The organism is Kitasatospora sp. NPDC038210 (genome assembly GCF_055600605.1).
In genome coordinates this window covers 65795-90152 of the sequence record NZ_JBVJYK010000015.1, presented here as the reverse complement: position 1 = coordinate 90152, position 24358 = coordinate 65795, and the positions used below count along the sequence as shown (strand labels likewise).

18 protein-coding genes and 2 tRNA genes are annotated in these 24358 nt (G+C 73.1%); 8 read left to right on the top strand and 12 right to left on the bottom strand.

Features of this window, described 5'->3' with window-relative positions; translation table 11 throughout:
* Positions 1–106 precede the first annotated feature (106 nt).
* The gene (locus ACZ7KX_RS28145) at positions 107–1237 is read left to right on the top strand and encodes a branched-chain amino acid ABC transporter permease (protein WP_470328898.1); all 1131 of its coding nucleotides are present in this window, start codon (positions 107–109) and stop codon (positions 1235–1237) included.
* Positions 1234–2139 carry an alpha/beta fold hydrolase gene (locus ACZ7KX_RS28140; protein ID WP_470328897.1) on the top strand — a complete coding sequence of 302 codons (906 nt, stop codon included), beginning with the start codon at positions 1234–1236 and terminating at the stop codon, positions 2137–2139. Before ACZ7KX_RS28145 ends, ACZ7KX_RS28140 begins: the two co-directional genes overlap by 4 nt.
* 159 nt (positions 2140–2298) lie before the next feature.
* Here ACZ7KX_RS28140 and ACZ7KX_RS28135 read toward each other — a convergent pair whose 3' ends face one another.
* Complete coding sequence (locus ACZ7KX_RS28135; RefSeq protein ID WP_470328896.1) at positions 2299–3579, bottom strand: polysaccharide deacetylase family protein; 1281 nt, start codon at positions 3577–3579, stop codon at positions 2299–2301.
* Between the two features lie 501 nt (positions 3580–4080).
* A complete protein-coding gene (locus ACZ7KX_RS28130; RefSeq protein ID WP_350521922.1) occupies positions 4081–4668 on the bottom strand; it encodes a DedA family protein in 588 nt (195 codons plus the stop codon).
* Positions 4669–5303: 635 nt separating this feature from the next.
* On the opposite strand from ACZ7KX_RS28130, the gene ACZ7KX_RS28125 reads away from it, so the two are divergent.
* Entirely contained in the window at positions 5304–6395 is a 1092-nt protein-coding gene (locus ACZ7KX_RS28125) for an LLM class flavin-dependent oxidoreductase (protein WP_470328895.1), read from the top strand.
* 103 nt (positions 6396–6498) lie between these two features.
* On the opposite strand, the gene ACZ7KX_RS28120 is transcribed toward ACZ7KX_RS28125, so the two are convergent.
* The gene (locus ACZ7KX_RS28120; RefSeq protein ID WP_470328894.1) at positions 6499–8466 is read right to left on the bottom strand and encodes a putative bifunctional diguanylate cyclase/phosphodiesterase; all 1968 of its coding nucleotides are present in this window, start codon (positions 8464–8466) and stop codon (positions 6499–6501) included.
* Between the two features lie 619 nt (positions 8467–9085).
* On the bottom strand, positions 9086–9511 hold the full coding sequence (locus ACZ7KX_RS28115; RefSeq protein WP_470328893.1) for an OsmC family protein: 426 nt from the start codon (positions 9509–9511) through the stop codon (positions 9086–9088).
* Positions 9512–9793: 282 nt separating this feature from the next.
* On the opposite strand from ACZ7KX_RS28115, the gene ACZ7KX_RS28110 reads away from it, so the two are divergent.
* Positions 9794–10129, top strand: coding sequence for a chorismate mutase (locus tag ACZ7KX_RS28110; protein WP_030060240.1), 336 nt, complete (start codon positions 9794–9796; stop codon positions 10127–10129).
* Between the two features lie 198 nt (positions 10130–10327).
* Positions 10328–11149 carry a signal peptidase I gene (lepB, locus tag ACZ7KX_RS28105; protein WP_470328892.1) on the top strand — a complete coding sequence of 274 codons (822 nt, stop codon included), beginning with the start codon at positions 10328–10330 and terminating at the stop codon, positions 11147–11149.
* A 197-nt stretch (positions 11150–11346) separates the two neighbouring features.
* Here the strand turns inward: lepB and ACZ7KX_RS28100 are convergent, their stop codons facing one another.
* The 3 genes from ACZ7KX_RS28100 to ACZ7KX_RS28090 all read right to left on the bottom strand — a co-directional run bounded on the left by ACZ7KX_RS28100 (position 11347) and on the right by ACZ7KX_RS28090 (position 15280).
* Positions 11347–12396 (bottom strand): EamA family transporter, encoded by a 1050-nt coding sequence (locus ACZ7KX_RS28100; RefSeq protein ID WP_470328891.1) that lies wholly within the window; start codon positions 12394–12396, stop codon positions 11347–11349.
* A gap of 153 nt (positions 12397–12549) precedes the next feature.
* On the bottom strand, positions 12550–14982 hold the full coding sequence (locus ACZ7KX_RS28095) for a transglycosylase domain-containing protein (RefSeq protein ID WP_470328890.1): 2433 nt from the start codon (positions 14980–14982) through the stop codon (positions 12550–12552).
* A 224-nt stretch (positions 14983–15206) separates the two neighbouring features.
* Positions 15207–15280, bottom strand: a tRNA-Lys gene (locus ACZ7KX_RS28090).
* Between the two features lie 123 nt (positions 15281–15403).
* On the opposite strand from ACZ7KX_RS28090, the gene ACZ7KX_RS28085 reads away from it, so the two are divergent.
* Together ACZ7KX_RS28085 and ACZ7KX_RS28080 are read left to right on the top strand one after the other, a co-directional pair.
* On the top strand, positions 15404–16231 hold the full coding sequence (locus ACZ7KX_RS28085) for a DUF998 domain-containing protein (RefSeq protein ID WP_470328889.1): 828 nt from the start codon (positions 15404–15406) through the stop codon (positions 16229–16231).
* Positions 16232–16347: 116 nt separating this feature from the next.
* Positions 16348–17190 carry an alpha/beta fold hydrolase gene (locus ACZ7KX_RS28080; protein WP_470329001.1) on the top strand — a complete coding sequence of 281 codons (843 nt, stop codon included), beginning with the start codon at positions 16348–16350 and terminating at the stop codon, positions 17188–17190.
* Positions 17191–17238: 48 nt separating this feature from the next.
* Here the strand turns inward: ACZ7KX_RS28080 and ACZ7KX_RS28075 are convergent, their stop codons facing one another.
* From ACZ7KX_RS28075 to ACZ7KX_RS28055, 5 genes are all read right to left on the bottom strand, one after another.
* A complete protein-coding gene (locus ACZ7KX_RS28075) occupies positions 17239–17895 on the bottom strand; it encodes a GOLPH3/VPS74 family protein (RefSeq protein WP_470328888.1) in 657 nt (218 codons plus the stop codon).
* Positions 17896–17968: 73 nt separating this feature from the next.
* Positions 17969–18042: transfer RNA gene (locus tag ACZ7KX_RS28070), tRNA-Lys, on the bottom strand.
* A gap of 60 nt (positions 18043–18102) precedes the next feature.
* Positions 18103–20187 carry an ABC transporter ATP-binding protein gene (locus ACZ7KX_RS28065; RefSeq protein WP_470328887.1) on the bottom strand — a complete coding sequence of 695 codons (2085 nt, stop codon included), beginning with the start codon at positions 20185–20187 and terminating at the stop codon, positions 18103–18105.
* On the bottom strand, positions 20184–21158 hold the full coding sequence (locus ACZ7KX_RS28060; RefSeq protein WP_470328886.1) for an ABC transporter permease: 975 nt from the start codon (positions 21156–21158) through the stop codon (positions 20184–20186). The genes ACZ7KX_RS28065 and ACZ7KX_RS28060 overlap by 4 nt, the downstream gene beginning before the upstream one ends.
* Positions 21159–21174: 16 nt before the next feature.
* Positions 21175–22155, bottom strand: coding sequence for an ABC transporter permease (locus ACZ7KX_RS28055; RefSeq protein ID WP_470328885.1), 981 nt, complete (start codon positions 22153–22155; stop codon positions 21175–21177).
* 334 nt (positions 22156–22489) lie between these two features.
* Between ACZ7KX_RS28055 and ACZ7KX_RS28050 the strand changes: the two genes are divergently transcribed.
* Positions 22490–24193, top strand: a complete 1704-nt coding sequence (locus tag ACZ7KX_RS28050) for an ABC transporter family substrate-binding protein (protein WP_470328884.1) — start codon at positions 22490–22492, stop codon at positions 24191–24193.
* Positions 24194–24358 lie beyond the last annotated feature (165 nt).

Sequence of the window (24358 nt, the reverse complement as noted above, 5' to 3'; positions counted from 1 at the left end):
GATCACGAGCACCGGTGGCCCCGCGGTCCACCACGGTGCCGCCCCGGCAGGGGGGACTGACACGGGCCTTCCCGGGACCCACGGGGAACACACACACGGGTCCGCCATGATCACTCGAACAGGTGATTCATTCACTCATCGCTGGACAGTGCTGCACAGAGCGCTACGCTGGTGGCCGATCGCCCTGCTGATCACGCTCCTTGTCGCCCCATACAGTGCGCTTCCCGTCCCGGGACTGCTCGACGGCCCGCTCGGCAGCCCCGGAAGCCTCCAACTCCTCGCCCTGTGCCTGCTCTACGGGGCCCTCGCCACCGGCTACGACCTCCTGCTCGGCCGTACCGGACTGCTCTCCTTCGGCCACGCGCTCTACTTCGCGACCGGCCTCTACGCCACCGACCTCGGCATGCTGGAGCTGCAACTGCCGTTCGCCGCCGCCGCGGTGTTCGGCGTCGCCTGCACCGTGCTGCTGGCCCTGCTGCTCGGCTCGGTGAGCCTGCGCGTCACCGGCATCGGCTTCTCCATGGTCACCCTCGCCTTCGCCCAGGCCGGCTCCATCCTCGTCCAGCGGAACCCCGGTGGCGTCACCGGCGGCGAGGAAGGCCGGTCCGCCCCGGCCGACCTGCTGCCCTCCGGCCTGCTCGGGATCGAGAACACCGCCTCCCTCTACTGGATCGCCGTCGGCTACCTGGTGCTGACGGTCGCCGCGGTCCACTGGGCCGTCAACTCGCCGATCGGGCGGGTCTGGGAGGGGATCAGGGAGAACGAGCGCCGGGTCGAGGTGCTCGGACTGCGCCCCTACGGCTACAAGTTGGTCGCCTTCGTGCTGGCCGGCGCGCTCGCCGGGCTGGGCGGGGTGGTCTACCTGCTGCTGACCGGCGGCGCCACCCCGCAGGCCGCCTCCTCGGACGCCACGCTCGCCCTCCTGGTCATGGTCGTCCTCGGCGGGTCCGGCACCCGCTGGGGCCCACTGCTCGGCGGTGTCCTGTACACCTGGGCGAGCCACCGGCTCGGCGACCTCGCCAACTCCACGGCCGTCGCGGACCTGCCCGCGGCGCTGCGGGTGCCGCTCTCCCAACCCCTCTTCCTGCTCGGTGCGTTGTTCGTCGCCGTGGTCTACCTGCTGCCCGGCGGCCTGGCCGGACTGCCCGCCCGCATCCGCGCCGCCCGATCCGCCCGCTCCGCCCGGACGCCGGCCGACGTCCGGACCGCCCGCCCCACCGGAGGTGCCCCCGCGTGAGCCAGTCGCCACTGAAGCCCGAGGAGTCGACCGTTCCCGTGCCCGGCGGGGGCCTGACCGTCCTGCGCTGGCCCGCCGACGAACCGGGGGCGCCGACGGTCGTGGCGGTGCACGGCATCACCGCCAACGGCCTCGCCTGGTTCGAGGTCGCCCGCAGGATCGCCGGACGCGTCACCCTGGTCGCGCCCGACCTGCGGGGCCGTGGCGCCAGCCGCTCGGTCTCCGGACCGTACGGGCTGGCCCGGCACGCCGATGACGTGGCCGCGCTGATCACCGCCCTCGACACGGGGCCCGCCGTGGTCGTCGGCCACTCGATGGGGGCCTGGGTCGCCGCCCTGGCCGCCGTGCGGCACCCCGGACTCGTCCGCCGGGTCCTGCTGGTGGACGGCGCGGTGACCTTCCCGCTGCCGGAGGGCGTTCGCGAGGAGGACGCCCTGGCCGCGGTGCTCGGGCCCGCACTGGCCCGGCTGTCGATGACCTTCCCGGACCAGGAGGCCTACCGGGAGTTCTGGCGCCGACACCCGGCCTTCGGAGGTGCGTGGTCGGAGGGGATCGACGCCTACACCCGGCGCGACCTCGTCGGCGCGGTGCCCGAACTGCACTCCTCCTGCGTGCTGGAGGCCGTGCAGGCCGACGGCGCCCAGGTGCTCCTGGACCGGGAGGCGGCTGCCGCCGTGCACCGGCTGCCCTGCCCGGCCGAACTGCTCTGGGCGGAACGCGGACTGCTCGACGAGCCGCAGGGCCTCTACGACCACCAGCGGATCGGGCTGGCCGGGCTGGACCCGGAGCGGGTTGCGGCCTCGCCGGTGCCGGACTCCAACCACTACTCGATCCTCTGGGGCGAGGCCGGGGCCGACCGGATCGTCCGCAGCCTGCTCGCGGACGCCCCCGCCACGGGGTAGCCACCCGCTTGACCGGACCGGGGCGGACGGGGGCGACAGCGGCCGGCGGGGTCAGGACACCCACCGGCCGCCACGCCCCCGGTGGCCCCGTTCCCGTCGGTCCACCCTCCTGGTGGTGCCCCCCAGCGGTGCTGCTCTCCGCCGCACCCCGGCCGTGCGTCAGCCGGCCGTGCCGAGGAAGGTCTCCCAGCCGCCCGCCGGCGCCTGGCCGACGTTGAGCGAGCGCAGCTTGCGCAGGGTGGACTGGTCCTGCACCTCCAGCCACTCGACCAGCTGCTTGAAGGAGACCAGCCGGACGTCCGGCTTGCCGGCGATCGACTTGAGCGCCTGCTCGACGGCGTCCATGTAGATGCCGCCGTTCCACTGCTCGAAGTGGTTGCCGATGAAGAACGGTGCGCGGTTGCTGTTGTACGCGCGCTCGAAGCCCGCCAGGTAGGAGCCGGCGGCCTGGGTGCGCCAGTCGTTGTAGCTGGCCGGGTCTCCCTTGGTGCTGCCCTTGGACTGGTTGGCCAGGATGTTGTAGTCCATCGACAGGACCTGGAAGGTGTGCCCGGGGAACGGTATGGACTGCAGCGGGAAGTCCCAGACCTTGCCGTCCTGCACCTTCTGCGGCCATATCTGGAGGCCGCCCGACGAGCTGGCGTCGTACTTCCAGCCGAGCTTGGCGATGGTCGGCAGCAGTGCCTTCTGCCCCTCCAGGCAGGGAGTGCGGCCGCCGATGAGCTCCTTCTTGTAGTCGAACGGGAGCGGCTCGACGTCGGTGAAGCCGGTGTTGGTCCGCCACTGGGTGACGAAGCCGATGGCCTGGTCGATCTCGCTCTGCCAGTCCTCCGGGGTCCACATGTTGACCCCGTTCTTGTCCGGGCGGCTGGAGCAGAAGTGCCCGTTGAAGTGGGTGCCGATCTCGTGCCCGGCCAGCCAGGCCTGGCTGATGAGCTTGAGCGTGCTCTTGACCGCGCCGTCCGACAGGTACGGGATGTCCGAGGCCCCGACCGAGTGCTTCGGCGGGTGGTACAGGTCGGCCTTGCCCTTGGGCAGGGCGTAGATCCCGGAGAGGAAGAAGGTCATCGTGGCCTTGTACTGCTCCGCCAGCTTCAGGAAGCGGGGGAACTGGCCGTCCTCGGTGCCGCCGGCACCGTCCCAGGAGAAGACCACGAACTGCGGCGGCCGCTCGCCCGGCTTGAGCTTCTCGGGCTTGGGCTGGTTGGGCTGCGGGCCGGTGTCCGCATTGGAGCCGTCGCCGATCGGGGTGCCCTTGGGCACCACCGGCTGGGCCTGACCGCCGGCGCCGCCGTCCTGGGTGCCGCTCGCGCCGCCGGAGCCGGGCGAGGCGGAGCCCTGACCCGACCCGGATCCGCCGCTGGAGCAGGCCGAGACCGCGCCGAGGGCCGCGGTCGCAGCGGTCGCACTGAGCACCGTCCTGCGCGAGATGCTGGTCATGGTCTCCCCTGGGTACCGATACCGGTGGTGAGGGCGGTCCGGCGGCCGCACCGGTCAAATCGGGCAATTGATGATTATTCCGCCGCTAGCATGTCATGTCGCCGCAGTGGCCTCCAACGCCGCCGGGCTCCGACGACTCTCAACACGTCGGGTGCGTCCGGCCGGGCTGCAGGGATCCGGTATCTGTTGCCGTCTTGTGACGCTTCGCATTCCTCGCGGCCCGCGCAGTACGGTACCGCCGGTCCGTCCGGGGTTGGTGGCGGTTCGTCAGCATTCGGCCCGTTTGATCGCCCTTTTGGGGAAATTTTTGCCCCTTGATGGGTAGTGCGCCCCCAGGGCAGTAGTTCCAACGCGGACAGCGCCCCGCGGAGGTCGCAGGTCGCAGGTCGCAGGTCGGAGGTCGGAGGTCGCCCCGCCGAGGTCGGCGGCCGAGGGTAGGGGTCGAGGGCAGGGGCCGAGGCCGGCAGGAGCGGCGAGGGCCGGCAGCCCCGGGTGGGCCGATCAGAGCGCGGCGAGCCGCCGGTTGCGGCGCACGATCCGCGCGATCGCCGTGCTGATGGCGGTGGCCGCCGCGCAGGAGACCACGAGGCTCAGCCAGGCGGTGTTGAACCAGTGGCTGTTCAGCCAGCCCAGCGTGACGATGTAGGCGGCCCAGATCAGCGCGGCCAGTGCCGACCAGTGCAGGAAGCGGTGCGGATGGGCGGGGGAGTGGCCGATCGCCACGTCGAGGACGGTCCGCCCGGCCGGGACGAACCGCGCGATCACCACCATCGCGGCGGCCGCGCCGTGCGGGCGTTCGACCAGGGCCTCCTGGACCCGGGCCACGCTGGCCGCCAGTTTGGGGCGCCGGGCGAGCCGGCGGTGCAGCATCGGGGCGCCGCGCCGTGCCAGGTGGAGCAACAGCAGATCACCCAGGAAGGAGGCCACCGCCACGCCCAGGCCGAGCATCAGCGGAGCCCCGTTGATCTGCGCCGTCTTGAGCACCGCCAGGATGACCAGCGTCCCGCTGGGGATGAAGGGGAGGAGGGCGTCGCCGAGCACGGCGAACAGAGCCAGGGCGCAGATCCACGAGGATCCGATCGCCGCCACGAAGTTCAAGGCCCTTACTCCCTCCACGCCGCCCGAGCGAGCAGGTGGCTGTAGGGGTCAACGCTAGCGCCTCGACTTTTCATGGCATGAAGCACCCCGGTATGCCGCAGGTCACGACCGCCGGTTCCGGCCGCTGCGCAGGGTGCCGGGCCGTGCGCACCGGGCGGGGCGGAGGGGGAGCCTCCGTCGGGGAACGCCGCCGTCGCCGCCGCCAGGAACCGAACGAGCCCCCGGGGCGGGGTGCCGCGCCGAGGGCTCGCAGTGATCGTCCGGAACTGGTCCAGCCCGACGATCTTGCTGGTGGAGCGCGGATCCCGCTCGGCGATCCGCTCCTGATCACCAGCCTGCCGGATGTCGGCCGCCGTCGCGAGTCCTGACCCTGGCGACTTCCGGCGCTGGCGTGAAGTCGCCAACCGTGTCCGCGCGCTGGCTCTCCGTCAGTCGCGCGAGTGGTCGGCGGCTCCGGAGGAATGGCCGAAACGTGTTCGGACCGGGGGCGAACGGTGCCCCGACCACGGGAACAGCGAGCCGCCCGCCGTGGTTGACCCCGGTCGGCAACAGCGACCGCCGGGCCGTCCGGGACCGGCACGTCGCGACACGGAGGACGGCTCACGACAGCCAGGAGGGCGGACGGCATGACCAGCGAGGACCAGCAGGAGCACGGGACCGGGGCGGTGGCCGGCGCGGCGATCCGGGGCACCGCCCGCGGTACGGCGCCCGCTCCGCTCTCGATCCTCGACCTGGCGACCGTCGGCGCCGGCCACACGCCCGCCGAGGCGCTGGCGGCCACCACGGCGCTGGCCCGCGAGGCCGAGCAGTGGGGCTACCACCGGTTCTGGGTGGCGGAGCACCACGGCATGCCCGGCGTGGCCAGCTCGACCCCGGCCGTCCTGCTCGCCCACCTCGGGGCGAACACCACGACGCTCCGGCTCGGTTCGGGCGGCGTGATGCTCCCCAACCACGCCCCGCTGGCCGTCGCCGAGCAGTTCGGCCTGCTGGAGGCCCTGCACCCCGGCCGGATCGACCTCGGGCTCGGCCGCGCACCCGGCACCGACCCGGCGACCGCCCGCGCGCTGCGCCGCGGCCAGGCCGAGGGCGCGGACGACTTCCCCCAGCAGCTCGCCGAGCTGACCCACTTCCTCGACGGCGACTTCCCCGCTGGGCACCCGTACGCCCGGCTCACCGCCGTCCCCCGGGGCGAGGGCCGCCCGCCGGTCTGGCTGCTCGGGTCCTCCGGGTTCAGCGCCCGACTCGCGGGCCGCCTCGGCCTCCCGTTCGCCTTTGCCCACCACTTCAGCAGCGCCAACACCCTCCCGGCCCTGGACCTCTACCGGTCGTCCTTCCGCCCCTCCGCCGTGCTCGCCGAGCCGTACGCCCTGATCGGCGTGAGCGCGGTCGCCGCCGACGACGAGCCCTCGGCCCGCCGGCTGGCCCGCTCCGCCGCGCTCGGCATGCTCCGGCTGCGGCGGGGCAACCCCGGCCCGATCCCCACCCCGGAGGAGGCCGAGCAGTACCCGTACGGCCCGGCCGAGGCGGACTTCATCGACAGCTGGCTCGACAACGTCGTGCTCGGCGACCCGGGCCGGGTCGCCGACGGACTGGAGGCCCTGCGCAAGCGGACCGGGGTGGACGAGCTGATGGTCACCTCGCACATCCACGGCCACGAGGCCCGCCTCCGCTCCTACGGCCTGATCGCCGAGGCGTACGGCCTGACGGCAGACGCCTGACGGCAGGAGCCGCCTGACAGCAGGGGCCCGACCGCCGCTGTGCACGCCTGACCGCCCCGGGCGGCCGCCGCCCGGGGCGGTCAGCCCGCGCGTCCCGCTGCCGCTACCGCCCGTCCAGGGCGGGTCGGCCGTCGCGGAGTATGGCCGCGACCAGCGCGGCCTCGCCCGGTCGGGCGAAGTACCAGCCCTGGGCGGTGTCGCAGCCGGTCAGCCGCAGCCGCTCGGCCTGGGCCGCGCTCTCGATGCCCTCGGCGGTGACGGTCAGGCCGAGGGTGTGGGCCAGCTGCACCATCGCGCCGACGATCTGCTCGTCGGCGTCGCTGCGGCGGGTGCCGAGCTCGGGGAGGCCGGGGCGGTCGGCGGGGGCCGGGTCGCGGAAGCCCTCGATGAAGGTGCCGTCCAGCTTCAGTACGTGGACGGGGAGCCTGGAGAGGTAGGCCAGGTTGGAGTAGCCCGTGCCGAAGTCGTCGATGGCGATCCGCACGCCCATGTCCGCGAGGGCCTGGAGGGCCTGCAGCGGACGTCCGCCGGGGCCGAGCAGGGCGCTCTCGGTGATCTCCAGCTGGAGCAGCCGGGCGGGCAGGCCGGTGTGTTCGAGGGCGCGGGCGACGTCGGCGACGACATCGGAGTCCCAGATCTGGCGGGCGGCCAGGTTGACGCTGACGAAGGTCTCAGTGTCCGGGAACTCGGTGAGCCACTGGCGGGCCTGACGGCAGGACTCCTCCAGCACCCACTTCCCGAGCGGCACGATCGCGCCGGACTCCTCGGCGAGCGGGATGAACCGGTCCGGGGAGAGCGTCCCGTAGCGGGGGTGGCGCCAGCGGACCAGGGCCTCGGCTCCGTGCACGGCGCCGTCGGCCAGGCCGACCAGCGGCTGGTACTCGATGGTGAACTCGCCGCGTTCCAGGGCCGGCCGCAGCGCGGTGGCGAGCAGCTGGCGGGTGAGCTGGTGGGCGCCGCGGTCCGGGTCGTAGAGGGTCCAGCGGGCGCGGCCGTCGGCCTTGGACCAGTAGAGGGTGGCGTCGGCGTCCTTGACCAGGTCGGTCGGGGTGGTCTCGTGCACGGACCGTTCGACCACGCCCACGCTGGCGGTGATCACCAGCCGGTGTCCGGCGACGTCGAAGGGACGTTCCAGCACCTCCAGGATCCGGCCGGCCAGTTCGGTCAGCTGCTCGCTGCCCAGGCTGTCGGTGACCAGGACGGCGAACTCGTCGCCGCCCATCCGGGCCACCAGGTGGGTGTCGTACCCGTCGAACCCGCGCCGCAGCCGGGTGGCGACGGCGATCAGCAGCTGGTCGCCGATGTGGTGGCCGAGGGCCTCGTTGATCGCCGCGAAGCCGTCGAGGTCCAGGTAGCAGACGCCGACCCGGCGGCCTTCGTCGGCGGTCGGGCCCGGAGCGGGCTCCTCGGCGGCCGCGACGCAGGCGGCGTCGAGCCGTTCGAAGAAGTAGGCCCGGTTGGGCAGCCGGGTCAGCGGGTCGTGCAGGGCCTGGTACTCCAGGCGGTCGCCGAGCCGGCGCTGTTCGGAGATGTCCTCCACCAGCGCGAGGGTGTAGAGCGGCTCCCCGGCGCCGTCCCGGATCAGCGAGACGGTGACCTTGCTCCAGACGTCGTGGCCCTCGCGGTGCTTGAGCTGCTTCTCCACGCGGAACCGTTCCCGCTCCCCGTGGACGAGCTCGGAGAACAGCCTGGCCGGCATGCCCTCCGGGTCGATGATCTCGTGCAGGTGGGTGCGGACCAGGTCGCCGACGCCCCGTCCGATCAGGGTGGCGAAGGCGGGGTTGACCTCGATGATCCGGTCCTCGGGGTCGATCAGGGCCATCCCGATGACTGCGTCGCAGAAGGCTGCCCGGAACCGGGACTCGCTGGCCCGCAGTGCGGCCAGCAGCCGGTCGCCGCCGTTCGCCCGGTCGGCCCCGTCCGCGCCGGCGCGGTGCGTGCCGTCGGTGAGCGGGGCCGAGCAGGTGGGGCAGAGCAGCACCTCGGGTTCCTCCAGCGTCCCGCAGGCACCGGGCGGGGCGAGCGCTCCGGCGGACGGCCTGGCGCCGGATCCTGCGGTCGGCCCTCCCACCGGCCCTCCCGCCGGCCCCACTGCGGGCCCGGTCGCGGCTCCGACGACGGGTCCGACCCCTGCGACGGGTCCGACTGCGGCGCCGGGGACCGGCGCGGCGGCCGGGTCGAGGAACGGCGCGGCGAGGTGGCGGTGGTGTGGTGATTCCTCGTGCCGCACGCCCGGGTGGTGTGCGTCGGCCCCCTCGTTCTGGCCCGGCACGGCATGCTCCCGTCCGCTGCTGACGCTTGACGATGGTCAGGCCGGTCAGTCGGGATTCCGGCGGCCGGCTCCGCACTCTGTCGCGGTCCTCGGAGTCGGTCCGCTGCGGGGCGCCCGCCGTGGGGCGCTGTCGCACGGGGACCCGCGTGAAGAACAGGGCGCTTCGGCCGATCATAGGCCGCGACGGCAACGCGCGGTGACCGCCGCGAGGGTGATTCGCCCGCTTTGTGATCATGGGTGGCGGTACGTGCAGACGCCCCTGGTGCACATCACATGATGTGCACCAGGGGCGCGTGCGCCGAAGTCGCGCCCCCGGGCGCCGGTTGCGCGCCGGGGTCGCACCTGGGGCGGACGAGCGGACGAAACGTCGGAGGAAGTCGCCGGGCCGTCCGCCGCCGGGGCGTCAGTCGCCGGGCCGTCAGGCCAGCTTCGCCGTCAGGGTGATGGTGGTGCCGGTCAGGGCCTGGCTGACCGGGCAGTTGGCCTTGGCGTCCTCCGCGGCCTTGACGAAGCCGCCCTCGTCCAGGCCCGGCACGTCGCCGGTGACGGTCAGGTGGATGCCGGTGATGCCCTCACCCGGCTGGAAGGTGACGTCGGCCTGGGTGTCCAGCGTGCGGGGCGGGTTCCCGGCGTTGGCCAGGCCGTGCGAGAGGGCCATCGAGAAGCACGCCGAGTGGGCGGCCGCGATGAGCTCCTCCGGGCTGGTCATGCCGTTGGGCTGCTCGGCGCGGGCCGGCCAGGACACCGGGTACGTGCCGATCCCGGACGAGACGAAAGTCGTCTGGCCCTTTCCTTGGAGGAGGTTGCCCTCCCAGGCCGTACGAGCGGTGCGAGTGGTTGCCACGATCGGTACCTCCACTACAGGGGACTGCTCAGCGGTCACTTCCGGTCATGCACGCACCAGCCTACGGGCAGCCCGGTGCCCGGCCCGGCGTGTCACGCCGCGTCGGCAGGGCCGGGCGGTGCGGGTCGCCGGGGGTGTTCCGGGGGTCCGGACGGCTGTCCGGATCGTGGACGGATCCGCTCAGCGGTGCCTGGCGTGAGCGGGGGCCCTGTTAGATTTGCCCGGGCCCGAGCCCGGCCGCCGTACGGTCGGGCGCCCACCCAGACACCGGGAGCCGCCCCGATGACGGACCACTCCACGACCCCCGACGCCGGCCTGTCCGAGGGGATCGACGACGCCGTACGGGCTGAGCTGACCAGCCTGCGCGAGAGCATCGACAACATCGACGCCGCGGTGGTCCACATGCTGGCCGAGCGCTTCAAGGCGACCCAGCGGGTCGGCCGGCTCAAGGCCGAGCACAAGCTGCCGCCGGCCGATCCGGCACGCGAGCGCGACCAGATCAAGCGGCTCCGCGAGCTGGCCGCCGGCGCGAAGCTGGACCCGGTCTTCGCTGAGAAGTTCCTGAACTTCATCATCGCCGAGGTCATCCGGCACCACGAGGCCATCGCCCGCGCCTGAAGGGGGAACTGCGGCTCCTGAGGAGGAGAACCGCAGGAAGGAGGGGGCCCGGGGGCGCCGCCGGCATCCGTCCGCAGCCCGCGCTGGGCGGGACGGAGGCACCCCGGGATGTCGGTGACGGCTAAATGCCCGATTTCGCCAGGCTCCGCGGTTGGCGTACCGTGCAGGTTCCCCGGCCGGAGAGGTGGAGCAGCGACGATGGCGGTGAACCTGCCCGATACGCCCAGCGGAGCCCCCGGCGATTCCGCCGCCCAGGACGCCCCGCACACCCACGGGGTGTCCGGCGGCCGTGCCGAGGCGCGCCGCAGGGCCCGTGGCTCGCGCGGGCGCCGGGGCACCCGTCCGGGTGGCGGTGAGGGGACGGGCCGCTCGGGCCGCCGTCCCCGCCCGTGGTGGATCGAGCTGCCGGCGATGATCGTGGTCGGCCTGGCGGTCGCGCTGCTGATCAAGACCTGCCTGTTCCAGGTGTTCTCCATCCCGTCCGGCTCGATGGAGAACACCCTGCGGATCGGCGACCGGGTCGGCGTGAACAAGCTGGCGCCGCTGACCGGCTGGGAGCCGCAGCCGGGGCAGCCGGTGGTGTTCAAGGACCCGGGGGGCTGGCTGCCGCCCCAGCCCACCGACCCGAACCCGCTCACCGACGGCGTGAGCTCGGCGCTCAGCTTCGTCGGGCTGGTGCCGCCGAAGGACGACAACTACCTGGTCAAGCGGGTCATCGCGACCGGCGGCCAGACCGTCCAGTGCGAGGGGACCACCCTGAGCGTCGACGGACGGAAGGTGGACGAGCCGTACCTGCACCCGGGCGACGACTCCTGCGCGGGCCTGGACTTCGGTCCGGTGAAGGTGCCGTCGGGCTACGTCTGGGTCGAGGGCGACCACCGCAGCGACTCGGCCGACTCCCGCTACCACCAGCGCGGCCCCGGCGGCGGCGCCGTGCCGGTGAGCAATGTGGTCGGGCCGGTGTCGGCCGTCGTCTGGCCGGTCAACCACTTCGACTGGTTCGGCTGGACCGGCCGCTGAGCCCACGCTCGGCGGCGACCCTGTCGGGCCCGCGTTCGGCGGTGAGCCCGCTGACCCCACGCTCGGCGAAGGGCCGGCCGGCCCCGCGTCCGGCGGTGACTTGTGGGCCCCGCGTTCGGCGGCGACCCCGTCGGTCTCACGTTCGGTGGTGAGCCGCCAGCCCGCCGGCGACGGGAGCCGGTGGCCGCCGCCGGTTCCTACGAAGCCGTCGCGGATCCCGTCCGAGCGGTCCTGGCCGCTCGGTCCTCCGGGTCCGGGCCGGTGGCCGTCCCGGCCACGGCGGCAGCCGCGTCCGGGGCCACCGCCGCCTCCTCCTCCGCCCCGGGTGTGCTGACCTGCGCCGCGAAGGCCCCGGCCAGCACCAGCAGGCCGCCCGCGATCTGCGGCAGCCCCAGGTGTTCGCCGAGCAGCACCCAGGCCAGCACGGTGGCGACCACGGCCTCCAGGTTGGCCACCACCCCGGCGACCGGTGGCGAGAGGTACCCGACGGAGATCACGCCGGTCAGGTAGGCGAGTACGGTCGCGATCAGGACCATCCATACGGCCGGGACGAACGCGGGCAGGGTGTGCCCGTTCATCACCACGTCGCCGCCGAGCGGGCTCCAGTCGGCCTGCCAGGGCCGGGCGACGGCGGTGAGCAGGACGGCGCCGATGAGGAGCCCGTACGCGCTGACGGCCAACGGGTCGACCGGGCGCTCGCCGCGGCGGCCGGCGTCGGCGAGCACGAAGTAGCCGACCTGGCAGCAGGCGGCGCCGAGCGCGAACAGCACACCGAGGGCGTCGAAGCTCAGGCCGTTCCAGACCTCGACCACGCAGGCGAGTCCGGCCACCGCGATGCCGGCGCCGATGGCCGAGCCCCGGCTGATCGGCCTGCGCTGCACGAACTTGACGTAGCCGATGAGCAGTGGCGGTCCGAGGTACTCGATGAGCAGGGCGACGCCGACCGGGATGCGGGAGATCGCCGCGAAGTAGCAGGCCTGGACGCCCGCCACGGCGAGCAGGCCGAAGCCGAGGAGCAGGCCGGGACGGCGCAGGACGGCGTCCCGGTGCCGGTAGGCGATCGGGAGGAGTGCCACGGCGGCGCCGGTGACCCGTAGCCACACCACGTGCAGCGGGGAGAGGCCGGCCTCGATCAGCGGCTTGGCCGCAGTGCCGGAGCCGCCGAAGGCGAAGGCGGAGACCAGCGCGAGACCGAGGCCGAGGGTTCGGCCCGAGGGGAGGGTGGGGGAGGCCGTTGATCTGTGCACCGCCGCATTGTGACAGTCATACCGATAGTTCGGTAAGGCGCCATTTCGGCATTTGGTCCTGCACTCAACTGTGCGCACTGGCGCAATCACCGAGTCGACCGATCGGGCCCGGTCGGCCGAGCCCGATCAGTCGAACACCCGCTTCCCCCGAGGTCAGCCCCCGGACCGCGACGAGGCCGCCGTGCCCGCCCCGACGAGCGCGTCCGTCCCGCCCGTGGGCTGGGTGGTCGGCTGCGAGGTCGGGTCCGTGGTCGGCTGCGTGGTCGGCGTCGGCCGGGTGGTGGGTCGTCCGGTCGGCCGGGTGGTGGGCTGACTGGTCGGCTGGTCGGTCGGGGGAGCCGTCGGCGCCGTGGTGGCCCCGCCGGTTCCGTCCGACGGCGCCTTCGAGCCGGAGCCCGAGGGAGTGGGGCCGCTGGTCGGGCCGCCGGTGGGGGCGCCCGTCGACGGGGTCCCGCTCGGCGTGCTCGGCGCGGTCGGCAGGTCGTCGGCGCCCGAGTAGTCGTCGGCCGGGGTCGGGAAGTCGCTGACCGGCTGGCCCTTGAGTGCGGCCTTCATGTAGGCCGTCCAGATCTGCGCCGGGTACTGGCCGCCCGCCGCGCCGTCGATCCCGCCGACGCCGCTCAGGCTGACCTGGGCGCCGGTGCCCGGGTCCTGGCCGAACAGGGCGACCGAGGTGACCAGCTCGGGGGTGTAGCCGACGAACCAGACCGACTTCTGGTCGTCGGTGGTGCCGGTCTTGCCCGCCACCGGGCGACCCAGCCCCTTTGCTCGCCAGCCGGTGCCGCCCGGGTCGCTCACCACGCCCTGGAGCATCGAGGTGACCTGGTTGGCGGTGTCCGCGCTGATCGCCTGCGTGGTCTTGTGCGCGGGCAGCGGCACGGCCTCGCCCTCGCGGTCCACGGACTGCACCAGCCACGGGGTGATCTGCTTGCCGCCGTTGTCCAGGGTGGCGTACGCGCCGGCCATGTCGAGCACGCTCGGGGTGGCCGCGCCCAGCGGGATGGAGGGCACCGGGTCGAGGCCCGGGGTGTTGCCGGGCAGGCCCAGGGCGATGCCGGTGTCCTTGACCTTCTGCAGTCCGGTGTCCTGTGCGAGCTGCGCGAACGCCGAGTTGACCGACCAGTCGGTGGCCTGCTGCAGGGTGATCTGGCCGTAGCTCTTGTCGCCCTCGTTCGGCGGCGCGTACGGGGTGCCCTTGCCGCCGCGGACCTTCCGGCCGCTGGTGCCGTCGTACACGGTGCGCGGGGTGACGGTGCGGCCGTCCTGGGTCTTGGCGTCGTTCTCGAAGGCGGCGGCCAGCGCGATCGCCTTGAAGGTCGAACCGGCCTGGTAGTCGCGCCGGGTCGCGTTGTCCACGTAGTGCTTCACGTAGTCGACGCCGCCGTACAGCGCGACGACCGCGCCGGTCTTCGGGTCCACCGAGGCGGCGCCGGCCTGGGCGGAGGCGTCCTTCTTCCGCTTGTCCGGGTTCAGGGTGTCGCGCAGCTGCGCCTGGACGGAGTCCTGGAGGGCCTGCTGGCGGCCCGGGTCGATGCTCAGCTTGATCGTGTAGCCGCCCTTGGCCAGCTCGGTCTCACTGATGACGTTGGTCGAGGTCAGGTACTGGGTGGCCGCGTCGACCAGGTAGCCGGCCTGGCCGGAGAGGCCCGGGTTGGGCTGCGGATCCCGGACGTCCGGGAAGGTGGTGGCGGCCCGCTCCTCGGCGGAGAGCCAGCCCTCCTTGACCATGCCGTCCAGCACGTAGTTCCAGCGGTTGACGGCGTTCTGCTTGCCCGCGGCCGTCGCGGTGGCCACGTCGTAGGCGCTCGGCGCGTTCAGCAGGGTGGCCAGGTAGGCGCCCTGCGCCGGGTTGAGCGCGGAGGCGTCGACGCCGAAGTAGGCCTGGGCCGCGGCCTGGATGCCGTAGGCGCCACGGCCGTAGTACGAGGTGTTCAGGTAGCCGGCGAGGACGTCGTCCTTGCTCTCGGTGGCGTCCACCTTGATGGCGATGAAGAGTTCCTTCACCTTGCGGGTGATCGACTGCTTCTGGTTCAGGTACGTGTTCTTCACGTACTGCTGGGTGATGGTGGAGCCGCCCTGGGTGCCCTCGCCCTTGGCGGTGTTGACCGCGGCCCGGACCAGGCCCTGGACGTTGACCGCGCCCTCGTTGTAGAAGTTGCGGTCCTCGGCTGCCAGCGCGGCGTGCTGGGCGGCGGGGGAGACCTTGTCCAGGGTGACGTTCTGCCGGTTGGTCTGGCCGGTGCGGGTGATCACCGAGCCGTCCGAGTAGAGCCAGGTGTTGCTCTGCGCGGTCGCGGCGGCGTGCGCGTCCGGGACCTTCACCAGCGTGATCCCCAGCACGAACAGACCGATGCCGAGCAGCAGCGCCGAGGCGAAGCCGAGCAGGGTCAACCGCCAGGTGGGTATCAGCCGGCGCCAGCCGGTGCGCTTCGGCCGACGCGACTTCCCGCCGGCGGACCCACCGGACCCACCGGACCCACCGGGTCCGCCGGAGAAGCCGGCCGCGCCGGTGGAGCGCACGAAGCGCTTGACCGGCCGGAGACTGATCGGCGGCGTGCGACGGCCGCTCTGGGCGTTTCGGGACAAAGCGCGGCCTTTCCTGCGGGCGGACCGAAGCAGCCTGCACGGGCGGGGGACATCGGCGGTCGGGGACCTTTGTCCCGATTCCGGTTTTACTGCCCTGACGAGCAGGACGGGCCTGATGGCTCCGTCGGGGCACCAATCGAGACCGACATCACACGCAAATCGGACTTCGAGGGCCAAAAAATCGGGGAGCCCCTCGCTGCTGCGAGAGGCTCCCCAACTGTCCGTGCGCCGCCAGGGACTCGAACCCCGGACCCGCTGATTAAGAGTCAGCTGCTCTAACCAACTGAGCTAGCGGCGCCTGCTGACCTGGAAAACAATACACGGTCCGGAGGGGTGCCTCGAACCGTTTCCGGTGGCAGCCGTCCGACCCGTCCGTTTCCTCCGGGTTGGGCCGGAGTTCGCCGCTGGTTAGGGTGGAACCGTGCCCAGCCCCCAGCCAGGACACCGTGCCGGGCGGACGACGGTCGCCGTCCTGCTGCTGCTCAGCGCCGTGGCGTACACCGCCTGGGTGCTGGAGGTCGTGCTGAGCACCGGTCTCGACCCGGTGCAGGCGTACATCAGCGAACTCGCCGCCGAGGACCAGCCGCTGGGCGGTCTGTTCCGGGCCACCGACCTGGTCGCCGGGCTCTGCCTGCTCGCCGCCGCCGGTACCGCCCTCGCGAGCGGGCTCGCGAGCGGGACGGCCGAGGGGAAGGCCCCCGGGGAGGGCCCCGGACGGACGGCCGGGCGGGCCACCGGGCGGACCGGGGGCTCCCGGCGCTGCCGCTGGGCGCTCGTCGGCTGGTCCGCCCTGGCCGTCTTCGGCGCCGCGACCACCGCCGACTCCCGGCTGCCGCTCAGCTGCACTCCCACCAGCGACGAGATGTGCGCCGCCCGCGAGACCGCCGGGCTCGTCCCCGCGACCCACACGGCACACGCCGTCACCAGCAGCCTCGCAGTGCTCGGCGCGCTCACCGCGCTGGTCGCGCTCACCGTCGCCGCCCGTCGTCACGGCGGGTGGCCGCCGGTGGGCCGGATCGGGCCCTGGCTGCTGGGCGCCGAACTCCTCGCCACCGGCTGGAGCCTCGCCGCGATCGCCGCCTTCCAGGCCGGGCGCGGCACCTGGGCGCTCGGGGCCGGCCAGCGGCTGCAGGTGCTGCTGGTCGCGCTCTGGCTGGCCGTCCTGGCCGTGGGCGTCGCCCGGTCCGCCCGGCGGGACCGGCCGGAGCAGCACCCGGCCCGGCCGCTCCCGGAACGGAGGCCGACTTGACCGGACCCGGCGACCCCCGACAGCCCAGTGACCCCCGAACCTCCGGCGATCCCGGCGGCCCCGGCGGCCCCGGCGGCCCCGGCGGTCCGGGCGGTCCTGGCACCCGGGCGCGCTTCCTGCGCATCGACGGCGTGCCGCTGCACGTCCGCACCGAGGGAAGCGGCCCGGTCTGCCTGCTCAGCGGCGGCCTCGGCAGCAGCTGGTTCGACTGGGACCTCGTCGTCCCGTTCCTCACCCCCTACCGCACCGTGGTCCGCTACGACCGCCCCGGTTACGGGCTGAGCGCCGGCGAGCCCGCCACCGGTCGGCCCGCTCCGACGGCGGCCGGCGAGGCCGGGCGGATCCTGGCGGTGCTGGACGGCCTCGGGCTGCAGGAGCCCTGCACCGTCGTCGGCCACTCGCTCGCCGGCTTCCACGTCGAGGCCTTCGCCCGGCTGCACCCCGAGCGGACCGCCGGGCTGGTCCTGGTCGACGGCAGTGTCGAACCGGCGGCCCGGCCGTACCCGGCGCCCGCCGCCCGCGACCTGGCGGCCCGTGCGCTGGCCGGCGCCGCCACCGCCCTCGCCGTGCCCTACCTGCTGGGCCCGACCGTCCGCCGGACGGTGGCCCGGCTGTCCACCGTCCGGCGCGAGGACCTAGCCCCGGAACCGCTGGTCCGGCACTGCTACCGCACCGGCCGGGCGCTGCGCGCGCTGCTGCGGGAGAACGCGCGCTACCTGGACACGGCGGCCGAGCTGGACGGGCTGCGCCGCACCCGGCTGCTGCCGGAGGACCTGCCGATCACCGTCCTGGCCGCCGACGACGGCTGCCGGAACCGCCGGACCGAGGCCTGGCTGGCCGAGCAGCGGGAACTCGCGGCACTGCTCGGCGCCGACTTCCGCACCACGGCCCCGGCCGGGCACCTGGTGATGTTCGACCGCCCGGACGCGGTGGCCTCGGCCGTGCTCGACACCCGCTGAGGCCCGAAGCGGAGGGGCCCGGACCGGAGTGGACCGGAGCCGCAGCGGTCAGCTGTTCAGCGACTGGTTCCGCCGGGCCACCACCCGGGTGACGGCCCGGGGGACGGGCAGGTTGCGGGAGAGCTGCCGCACCGCGCGACGGGTCGGCTCGCCCTCCGGTCCCCGGTACTGTCGGCGCTCCAGCCGGGCCGTTCCCATCAGTCCGGCCAGTTGGTGGTCCCGCTGCTCCGTCGGGGTGGTCGGGCCGGAGCCGGCGGTCCGGGCCAGCGTTGCCGCGACCCGTTGGGCGATCAGCACCCCGACGTCCGGCCGGGTGGCGGTCCAGCGGCGGCGGGGCAGCCCGAGGAAACCGGGGGTGCGGACGGTGAGTACGCCCTGGTCGGTCAGCCGGTCCAGGTACCGCCGGGGGCGGCTGTGGTGGCCGAGGGTGCTCAGCACGTGGTCGAGGGTGGTCCGGCGACGGCTCCCGTCCGCCCGCTCCAGCGCGGCCAGGACCCTCGTGGCGAACTCGTCGCCTTCGTCCGTCTGCCGGAACGCGGTGATCCTGCCGTCCTCGACGGTGATCGTGCCCATCAGCTGCATCTCGGCGAGGACGGCGCCCGCGATCGCGGTCGGGAAGGTGGTCGGGGAGCTCAGGCGCCCGGTGGTCGGATCGGCGCAGAGCAGCAGCAGTTCTTCGGCCAGCGGGCGGGTGTCGGAGGTCATGGTGGGAACGTCTACCCGTTCCGGAAACGCCTCAGGCCGCCCACCGGAGTGGACGGCCTGAGACCTTGCCATGTGCGCCGCCAGGGACTCGAACCCCGGACCCGCTGATTAAGAGTCAGCTGCTCTAACCAACTGAGCTAGCGGCGCTTGCTGACGTCGAAGACATTACACGGCGCGGGCCCGATCCACCGAATCGTGCGCGGGTGGTCACCCGACGTGACCGCCCGCGGGTGGTCCCTCCGGGTGGTGGCAGGCCGCCTGGTGGTCCGTGCGCGGGGGGCCGCCGATCAGGGCGGGCCGTTCCTGCTCGCAGCGGGTCCGGTCGGCCGGGGCGGTGAGCGCGGCGTAGCGCGGGCAGCGGGTGCGGAAGGGGCAGCCGGTGCGGCGCTCGGTGGGGGAGGGCGGGTCGCCGGCGAGCAGGATGCGGTCGCGGGCGCGTTCCGCGGCGGGGTCGGGGAGCGGGACGGCGGAGAGCAGGGCGCGGGTGTACGGGTGGCGGGGGCGGTCGAAGACGGCGGAGACCTCGCCCTGTTCGACCGTCCGGCCGAGGTACATCACGCTGACCCGGTCGGCGAGGTGTCTGATCACCGAGAGGTCGTGCGAGACGAACAGGTAGGAGAGCCCGAGTTCGGCCTTGAGCGCCTGCAGCAGGTTGAGCACCCCGGCCTGGATGGAGACGTCCAGGGCGGAGACCGGTTCGTCCAGCACCAGCAGCCTGGGGCTGACGGCGAGCGCCCGGGCGATCGAGACGCGCTGGCGCTGGCCGCCGGAGAACTGGTGCGGGTAGCGGACGGCGTGGCCGGGGTCCAGGCCCACCTGGCGGAGCAGTTCGGGCACCCGGCGGGCGATCTCCGCGCGGGGGGCGCGCTGGGCGAGCAGGGGTTCCGCGATGATGTCGCCGATCGGCATCCGGGGGTCGAGGCTCGCCATCGGATCCTGGAAGACGATCTGCAGTTCGCCCCGGAGCCGGTGGGCCTCGGCCCGGGTGAGCTTTGCGGTGTCGTGGCCGAGCAGTTCGATCCGGCCGGTCTCCGGGGCGCCGAGCCGCAGCAGTTCGAACAGCGTGGTGGACTTGCCGGAGCCGGACTCCCCGACCAGGCCGAGGGTCTCGCCCTCGCGCAGGTCGAGGTCGACGCCGTCCACCGCGTACACCTCGCCGACCTTGCGCTTGAACACCGCGCCCTTGAGGAGCGGAAACGTTTTTCCGAGGCCGCTCACCGCCAGCACCGGCGCCAGGTCAGCGCGGTCCCCGGGAGCGGAGGCGGCGGGCAGCTCCGGTACGGGGTAGACCTCGGCCGGCGCGGGCCGTCGCTCGGCGAGTTCCGCCGACCGCACGCACGCCGACAGGTGGTCGGCCGGGCCCTCCAGGACCGGCTCCGACACCGAGCAGCGCTCCTCCGCCAGCGGGCAGCGCGCCGCGAACGGGCAGCCCGGCGGCAGCTCGGCCATCGGCGCGGGAGCGCCGGGGATCGGCACCAGCGGACCGCCGCGCCCGTCCAGCCGGGGCAGCGCGCCGATCAGCCCGAGCGAGTACGGGTGGTGCGGGGCCGTGAACAGCTCGTCCACGCCCGCCGTCTCGACCACCCGCCCCGCGTACATCACCGCGACCCGGTCGGCCGTTCCGGCGATCACCCCGAGGTCGTGGCTGACCAGGACGAGCGCGGCGCCGGTCTCCCGGCGGGCGGTGCGCAGCACGTCCAGCACCTGGGCCTGGATGGTGACGTCGAGCGCGGTGGTGGGCTCGTCGGCGAGCAGGATGTCGGGCTCGTTGGCGACGGCCATGGCGATCATCGCGCGCTGGCGCATGCCGCCGGAGAACTCGTGCGGGAAGCTGTCCAGGGCCCGGTCGGGCGCCGGGATGCCGACCAGGTCGAGGAGTTCGGCGGCCCGGCGCCGTGCCGTGGCCTTGTCCACCCGCTGGTGGACGCGGACCGCCTCGGCGATCTGGTCGCCGATCCGGTAGACCGGGGTGAAGGCGGAGAGCGGGTCCTGGAAGACCATCGCGACCCGGCGGCCCCGGATCGCCGCGAGCTCCTTGCCGGGCAGTCCGACCAGCTCCCGTCCGTCCAGTCGCACCGATCCGCTGACCCGTGCCGTCCCGGGCAGCAGGCCGAGCACGGACAGCGCGGTGACGGACTTGCCGGAGCCGGACTCGCCGACGATGCCGAGGGTCTCGCCGCGCCGCAGCGTGAGGTCCACCCCGCGGACGGCGGGGACCGGGCCGTGCGGCCCGGCGAAGTCCACCCGCAGGTCCCGGACGGCGAGCAGCGGGGTTTCGACGGTGGTGGTCACGGGCGCTTCCTACGGCTGTCGGAACGGCGGTTGCGACGCGAACGGCGGGGCGCGGCCCCCGAGGTGGGGTCGAGGGCGTCGCGCAGCCCGTCCCCGATCAGGTTGACGGCGAGGACGAACAGCACCAGCAGGCCGGCGGCGAAGTAGAACAGCCAGGGGAACACCGGGGCTTCGCTGGTCCCGGCGGCGAGCAGGGTGCCGAGGGAGACGTCCGGTGCCTTGACCCCGAAGCCGAAGTAGGAGAGGGCGGTCTCGCTCATCACGGCGCCGCCGACCGCGATGGTGGCGTCGATGATGAGGAAGGAGGCGACGTTCGGCAGGACGTGCCGGCTGATGATCCGCAGCGGCCGCACGCCCATGAACCGTGCGGCGCGCACGAATTCGCGCTCGCGCAGGGAGATGGTCATCGAGCGGACCACCCGGGCGGTGATCATCCAGTTGAACAGCGCGAGCAGCAGCACGAAGGCGATCCAGCCGGCGCTCTTCAGCCGCGAGGAGACGATGGTGATGACCAGGAAGGCGGGGAAGACCAGCAGCAGGTCGACCAGGAACATCAGTGCCCGGTCGGCCCAGCCGCCGAAGTAGCCGGCGCAGGCGCCGACCACGGAGGCCAGCACGGTGGAGAAGAGTGCCACCAGCAGGCCGATGACCAGCGACTTCTGCAGCCCGCGGAGGGTCTGCGCGAAAACGTCCTGGCCGACGCCGTTGGTGCCGAACCAGTGCTCGGCGGAAGGGGGTCGGTGCAGCGCGGAGAAGTCGGGGGTGGCGTAGTCCCACGGCGTGAGGAGCGGCCCGCCGAAGGCGAGCGCGAACAGCAGCAGCACGAGGGCGGCTCCGGCGAGCGCCCCGCGGGCGGCGAGCAGCCGGGCCAGCACGAGCCGTCCGCGGCCGGCGGCCCGGGGTGCGGCGGCGGGAACGGGCAGTTCGGCGGTCCCGGTGGGCTCGGCCGGTTCGGCGGAGAGGGTGGTCATCTCGGGTCTCCTCCGATCAGGACCGCACGCGCGGGTCGAGGGCGGCGTGCAGGGTGTCGGCGAGGAAGCCGGAGAAGAGGACGACGACGGCGGTGAACAGGTTGATCGCCACGACCGAGTTGACGTCCTGTTCGTTGATCGACTGGATCAGCCACTCGCCCATGCCGTGCCAGCCGAAGATCGTCTCGGTGAAGATCGCGCCGGTGAAGATGCCCAGGAAGCTGTAGGCGAACATGGTCGACATCGGGATCACGGCGGTGCGCAGCCCGTGCTTCAGCAGTGCCCGCCCGCGGGTGAGGCCCTTGGCCTCGGCGGTGCGCAGGTAGTCGGAGCCGAGTACGTCGAGCATGGTGCCGCGCTGGTAGCGGCTGTAGGTGGCGAGGCCACCGAGGGCCAGCGAGATGGTGGGCAGCAGCAGGTGCAGCGCCCAGTCGGCCAGGTGGGTGCCGAGGCCGCCGGTGAGCCCGGGGGTCTCGTAGCCGGTGAACGGGACCACCTCGTGGCCGGCCGCGTCCTTGGCGGCGATGGCGCCGTTCTTGAGGAACAGCGCGACCAGGAAGACCGGTGTGGAGAGCAGGACGAAGGACACCACGGTCAGCAGCCGGTCGGAGATCCGGTACTGGCGGACGGCGCTCCACGCCCCGGCGGCGACGCCGAGGAGGATGCCGAGCAGGCTGCCGATCAGCAGCAGCCGCAGTGAGACCCAGACCCTGCGGCCGAAGTCGTCGGAGACCGGGGTGCCGTGGATGGTCCGGCCGAGGTCGCCGTGCAGCAGTCCGCCGGCCCAGTGGCCGAAGCGCTCGACGACCGGGGTGTGGTCGTTCAGGTTGAGCGCGGTGAGCTGCTGCTCGACCGACGCAGCGGACGGGCGCGGGACCTTGGCGTCGAAGTAGGTGCGCGGCTGCAGGGCGGTCGCGGAGATCGCGTACGCCAGGAACACGGCGGCGATCAGCAGCACCGCGTAGTAGCTCAGCCGCTTCGCCAGGTAGCGGAGCATCAACGGCCGCCCGGGGTGGGGGCGGGGCCGACGCGTCTGGTGGGCATCGGGTTTCGGCCTTCGGTCGGGGCCCGGTCGGGCCGTCAGGTGGCGGTGTTGGCAGAGGAGTCGGGAAAGCGCAGGTCAGAGTGAAGCACTCGGGGACGGCGGCGGTGTTGCGGCGGTATTGCCTCCTGTGACGTTTGGATCAGGCGCACGCTCCTCCCCCTGGTGGCGGATCTGATCCGCTGTTACGTTCCTCTGGCTCGATGCCGGATTGAGTGCCCATGCTCAAGCCGAGTCATGCCTGTCGTGCCGCAACTCCCGTTCCGCAGACCTCACCAGGGGGACCCTCATGGACGCTTCCACCACGGCCCGTCGCCTCGGCCGGGCCACCGCCCTCGCCGTCGCCGCCGCGCTGGCGGTCACCGCGTGCACCTCGGGCGGGGGCGGTTCGGGCGACGGCGTGGCCAAGAGCGAGCCGCCGAGACAGGACTCCCAGGACATCAACGCCAAGCCGCTGGACCAGGTCAAGGACGGCGGCGAGGTGCGCTTCCCGCTGTACCAGTGGATCACCCAGTGGAACCCGTTCCAGGTGGACGGCCGGTACGGCGACGCCGTCGAGATCATGCGCACGCTGGAACCGGACCTCTTCACCACCGACGCCTCCGGCAACTTCCAACCGGTCACCGACTACCTGCAGGAGGCCAAGGTCACCTCGTCCTCCCCGCAGGTGATCACCTACAAGCTCAACCCCAAGGCGAAGTGGTCGGACGGCAAGCCGCTGAGCTACCTGGACTTCAAGGCGGACTGGGAGGCCAGCAACGGCAAGAAGGACGGCTACAACATCGCGGACTCCGCCGGCTACGAGCTGATCTCCGCCGTCGAGCAGGGGGCGGACCCGACCGAGGTCAAGGTGACCTTCTCCGAGCCGTACGCCGACTGGCAGAACCTGTTCCGCCCGCTGATCCCGGCCGCCGGCATCGGGACGGCGGACGACTTCAACCAGGGGTGGGTGGAGAAGTTCCCGATCACCGCGGGCCCGTTCAAGGTCGGGACGGCGGACAAGACCGCGCAGACCTTGTCACTGGTCCCGGACCCGGCCTGGTGGGGGACGAAGCCCAAGCTCGACCGGATCACCTTCCGGGTGATGTCCCAGTCGGCGACCACGCAGGCGTTCCTCAACAACGAGATCGACTTCGCCGCAGCCGGCACCGCGGCCGCGTACGGGCAGCTCAAGGACTCCAAGGACGCCGTGATCCGTGCCGCGAGCCCGTGGGACGAGGTGCACATCTCGTTCGGCCAGGGCGGCGCGTTGGCGGACCAGAAGGTCCGCCAGGCACTCGGGAAGGCCCTTGACCGGTCGGCGCTGATCAAGATCGCGAACAACGGTGTCCCGGTGGAGTTCAAGCCCCTCGGCAACCACATCATCATGCCCAACCAGACGGGTTACCAGGACAACTCCGGCGACTGGGCGAAGTTCGACGCGGCCGCGGCGAAGAAGCTGCTGGACGAGGCCGGCTGGAAGGAGGCCGACGGCGGCCGGCCGCGCACCAAGGACGGGCAGCAGCTGGAGCTGCACTGGGTCATCAACGACGCCACCCCGCAGGCCCAGCTCGACCTGGCCACCGCGGCGGCGGCGATGTGGCAGGCGGTGGGGGTCAAGGTCGACCTGGACAAGGTGGCGTCCAACGACTTCTTCACCAAGTACGTGAACCCGGGCAAGTTCGAGATCGCCAGCTGGCGGAACACCGACTCGTTCCCGCTCTCCAGCTCGCTCACCAACTTCCGCCTGCCGGTGGGGGACAACGTCTTCGGCAACTACTCGAAGCTCGGCACCACGGAGATCGACGGGCTGCTGAAGAAGGCTGCCGGAACGCTCGACCCGGCGGAGGCCGCGAAGCTCTACAACCAGGCGGACGCGAAGATCTGGGAACTCGGCCACACCGTCGAGCTCTACCAGCGGCCGACCGTGGTGGCGGCTCGCAAGGGCCTGGCCAACTACGGCGCGTTCGGTCTGGCCGGCACGGACTACAGCAAGGTCGGCTGGGAGAAGTAGCCGCTGCGGGCACGGCGACGCGGGCCGCACGGCAGGCGCTGGCGAGCAGCGCGGTGATCACGAGGCCGGTGGTGCGGACACGGGAAGGCCGGCTCTGCCGCCCCCGCTGTCCCGCCACCCGCCTTGACCTTCCGCGTTGCCCGCAGACCGCCCGTGTCATGGGCC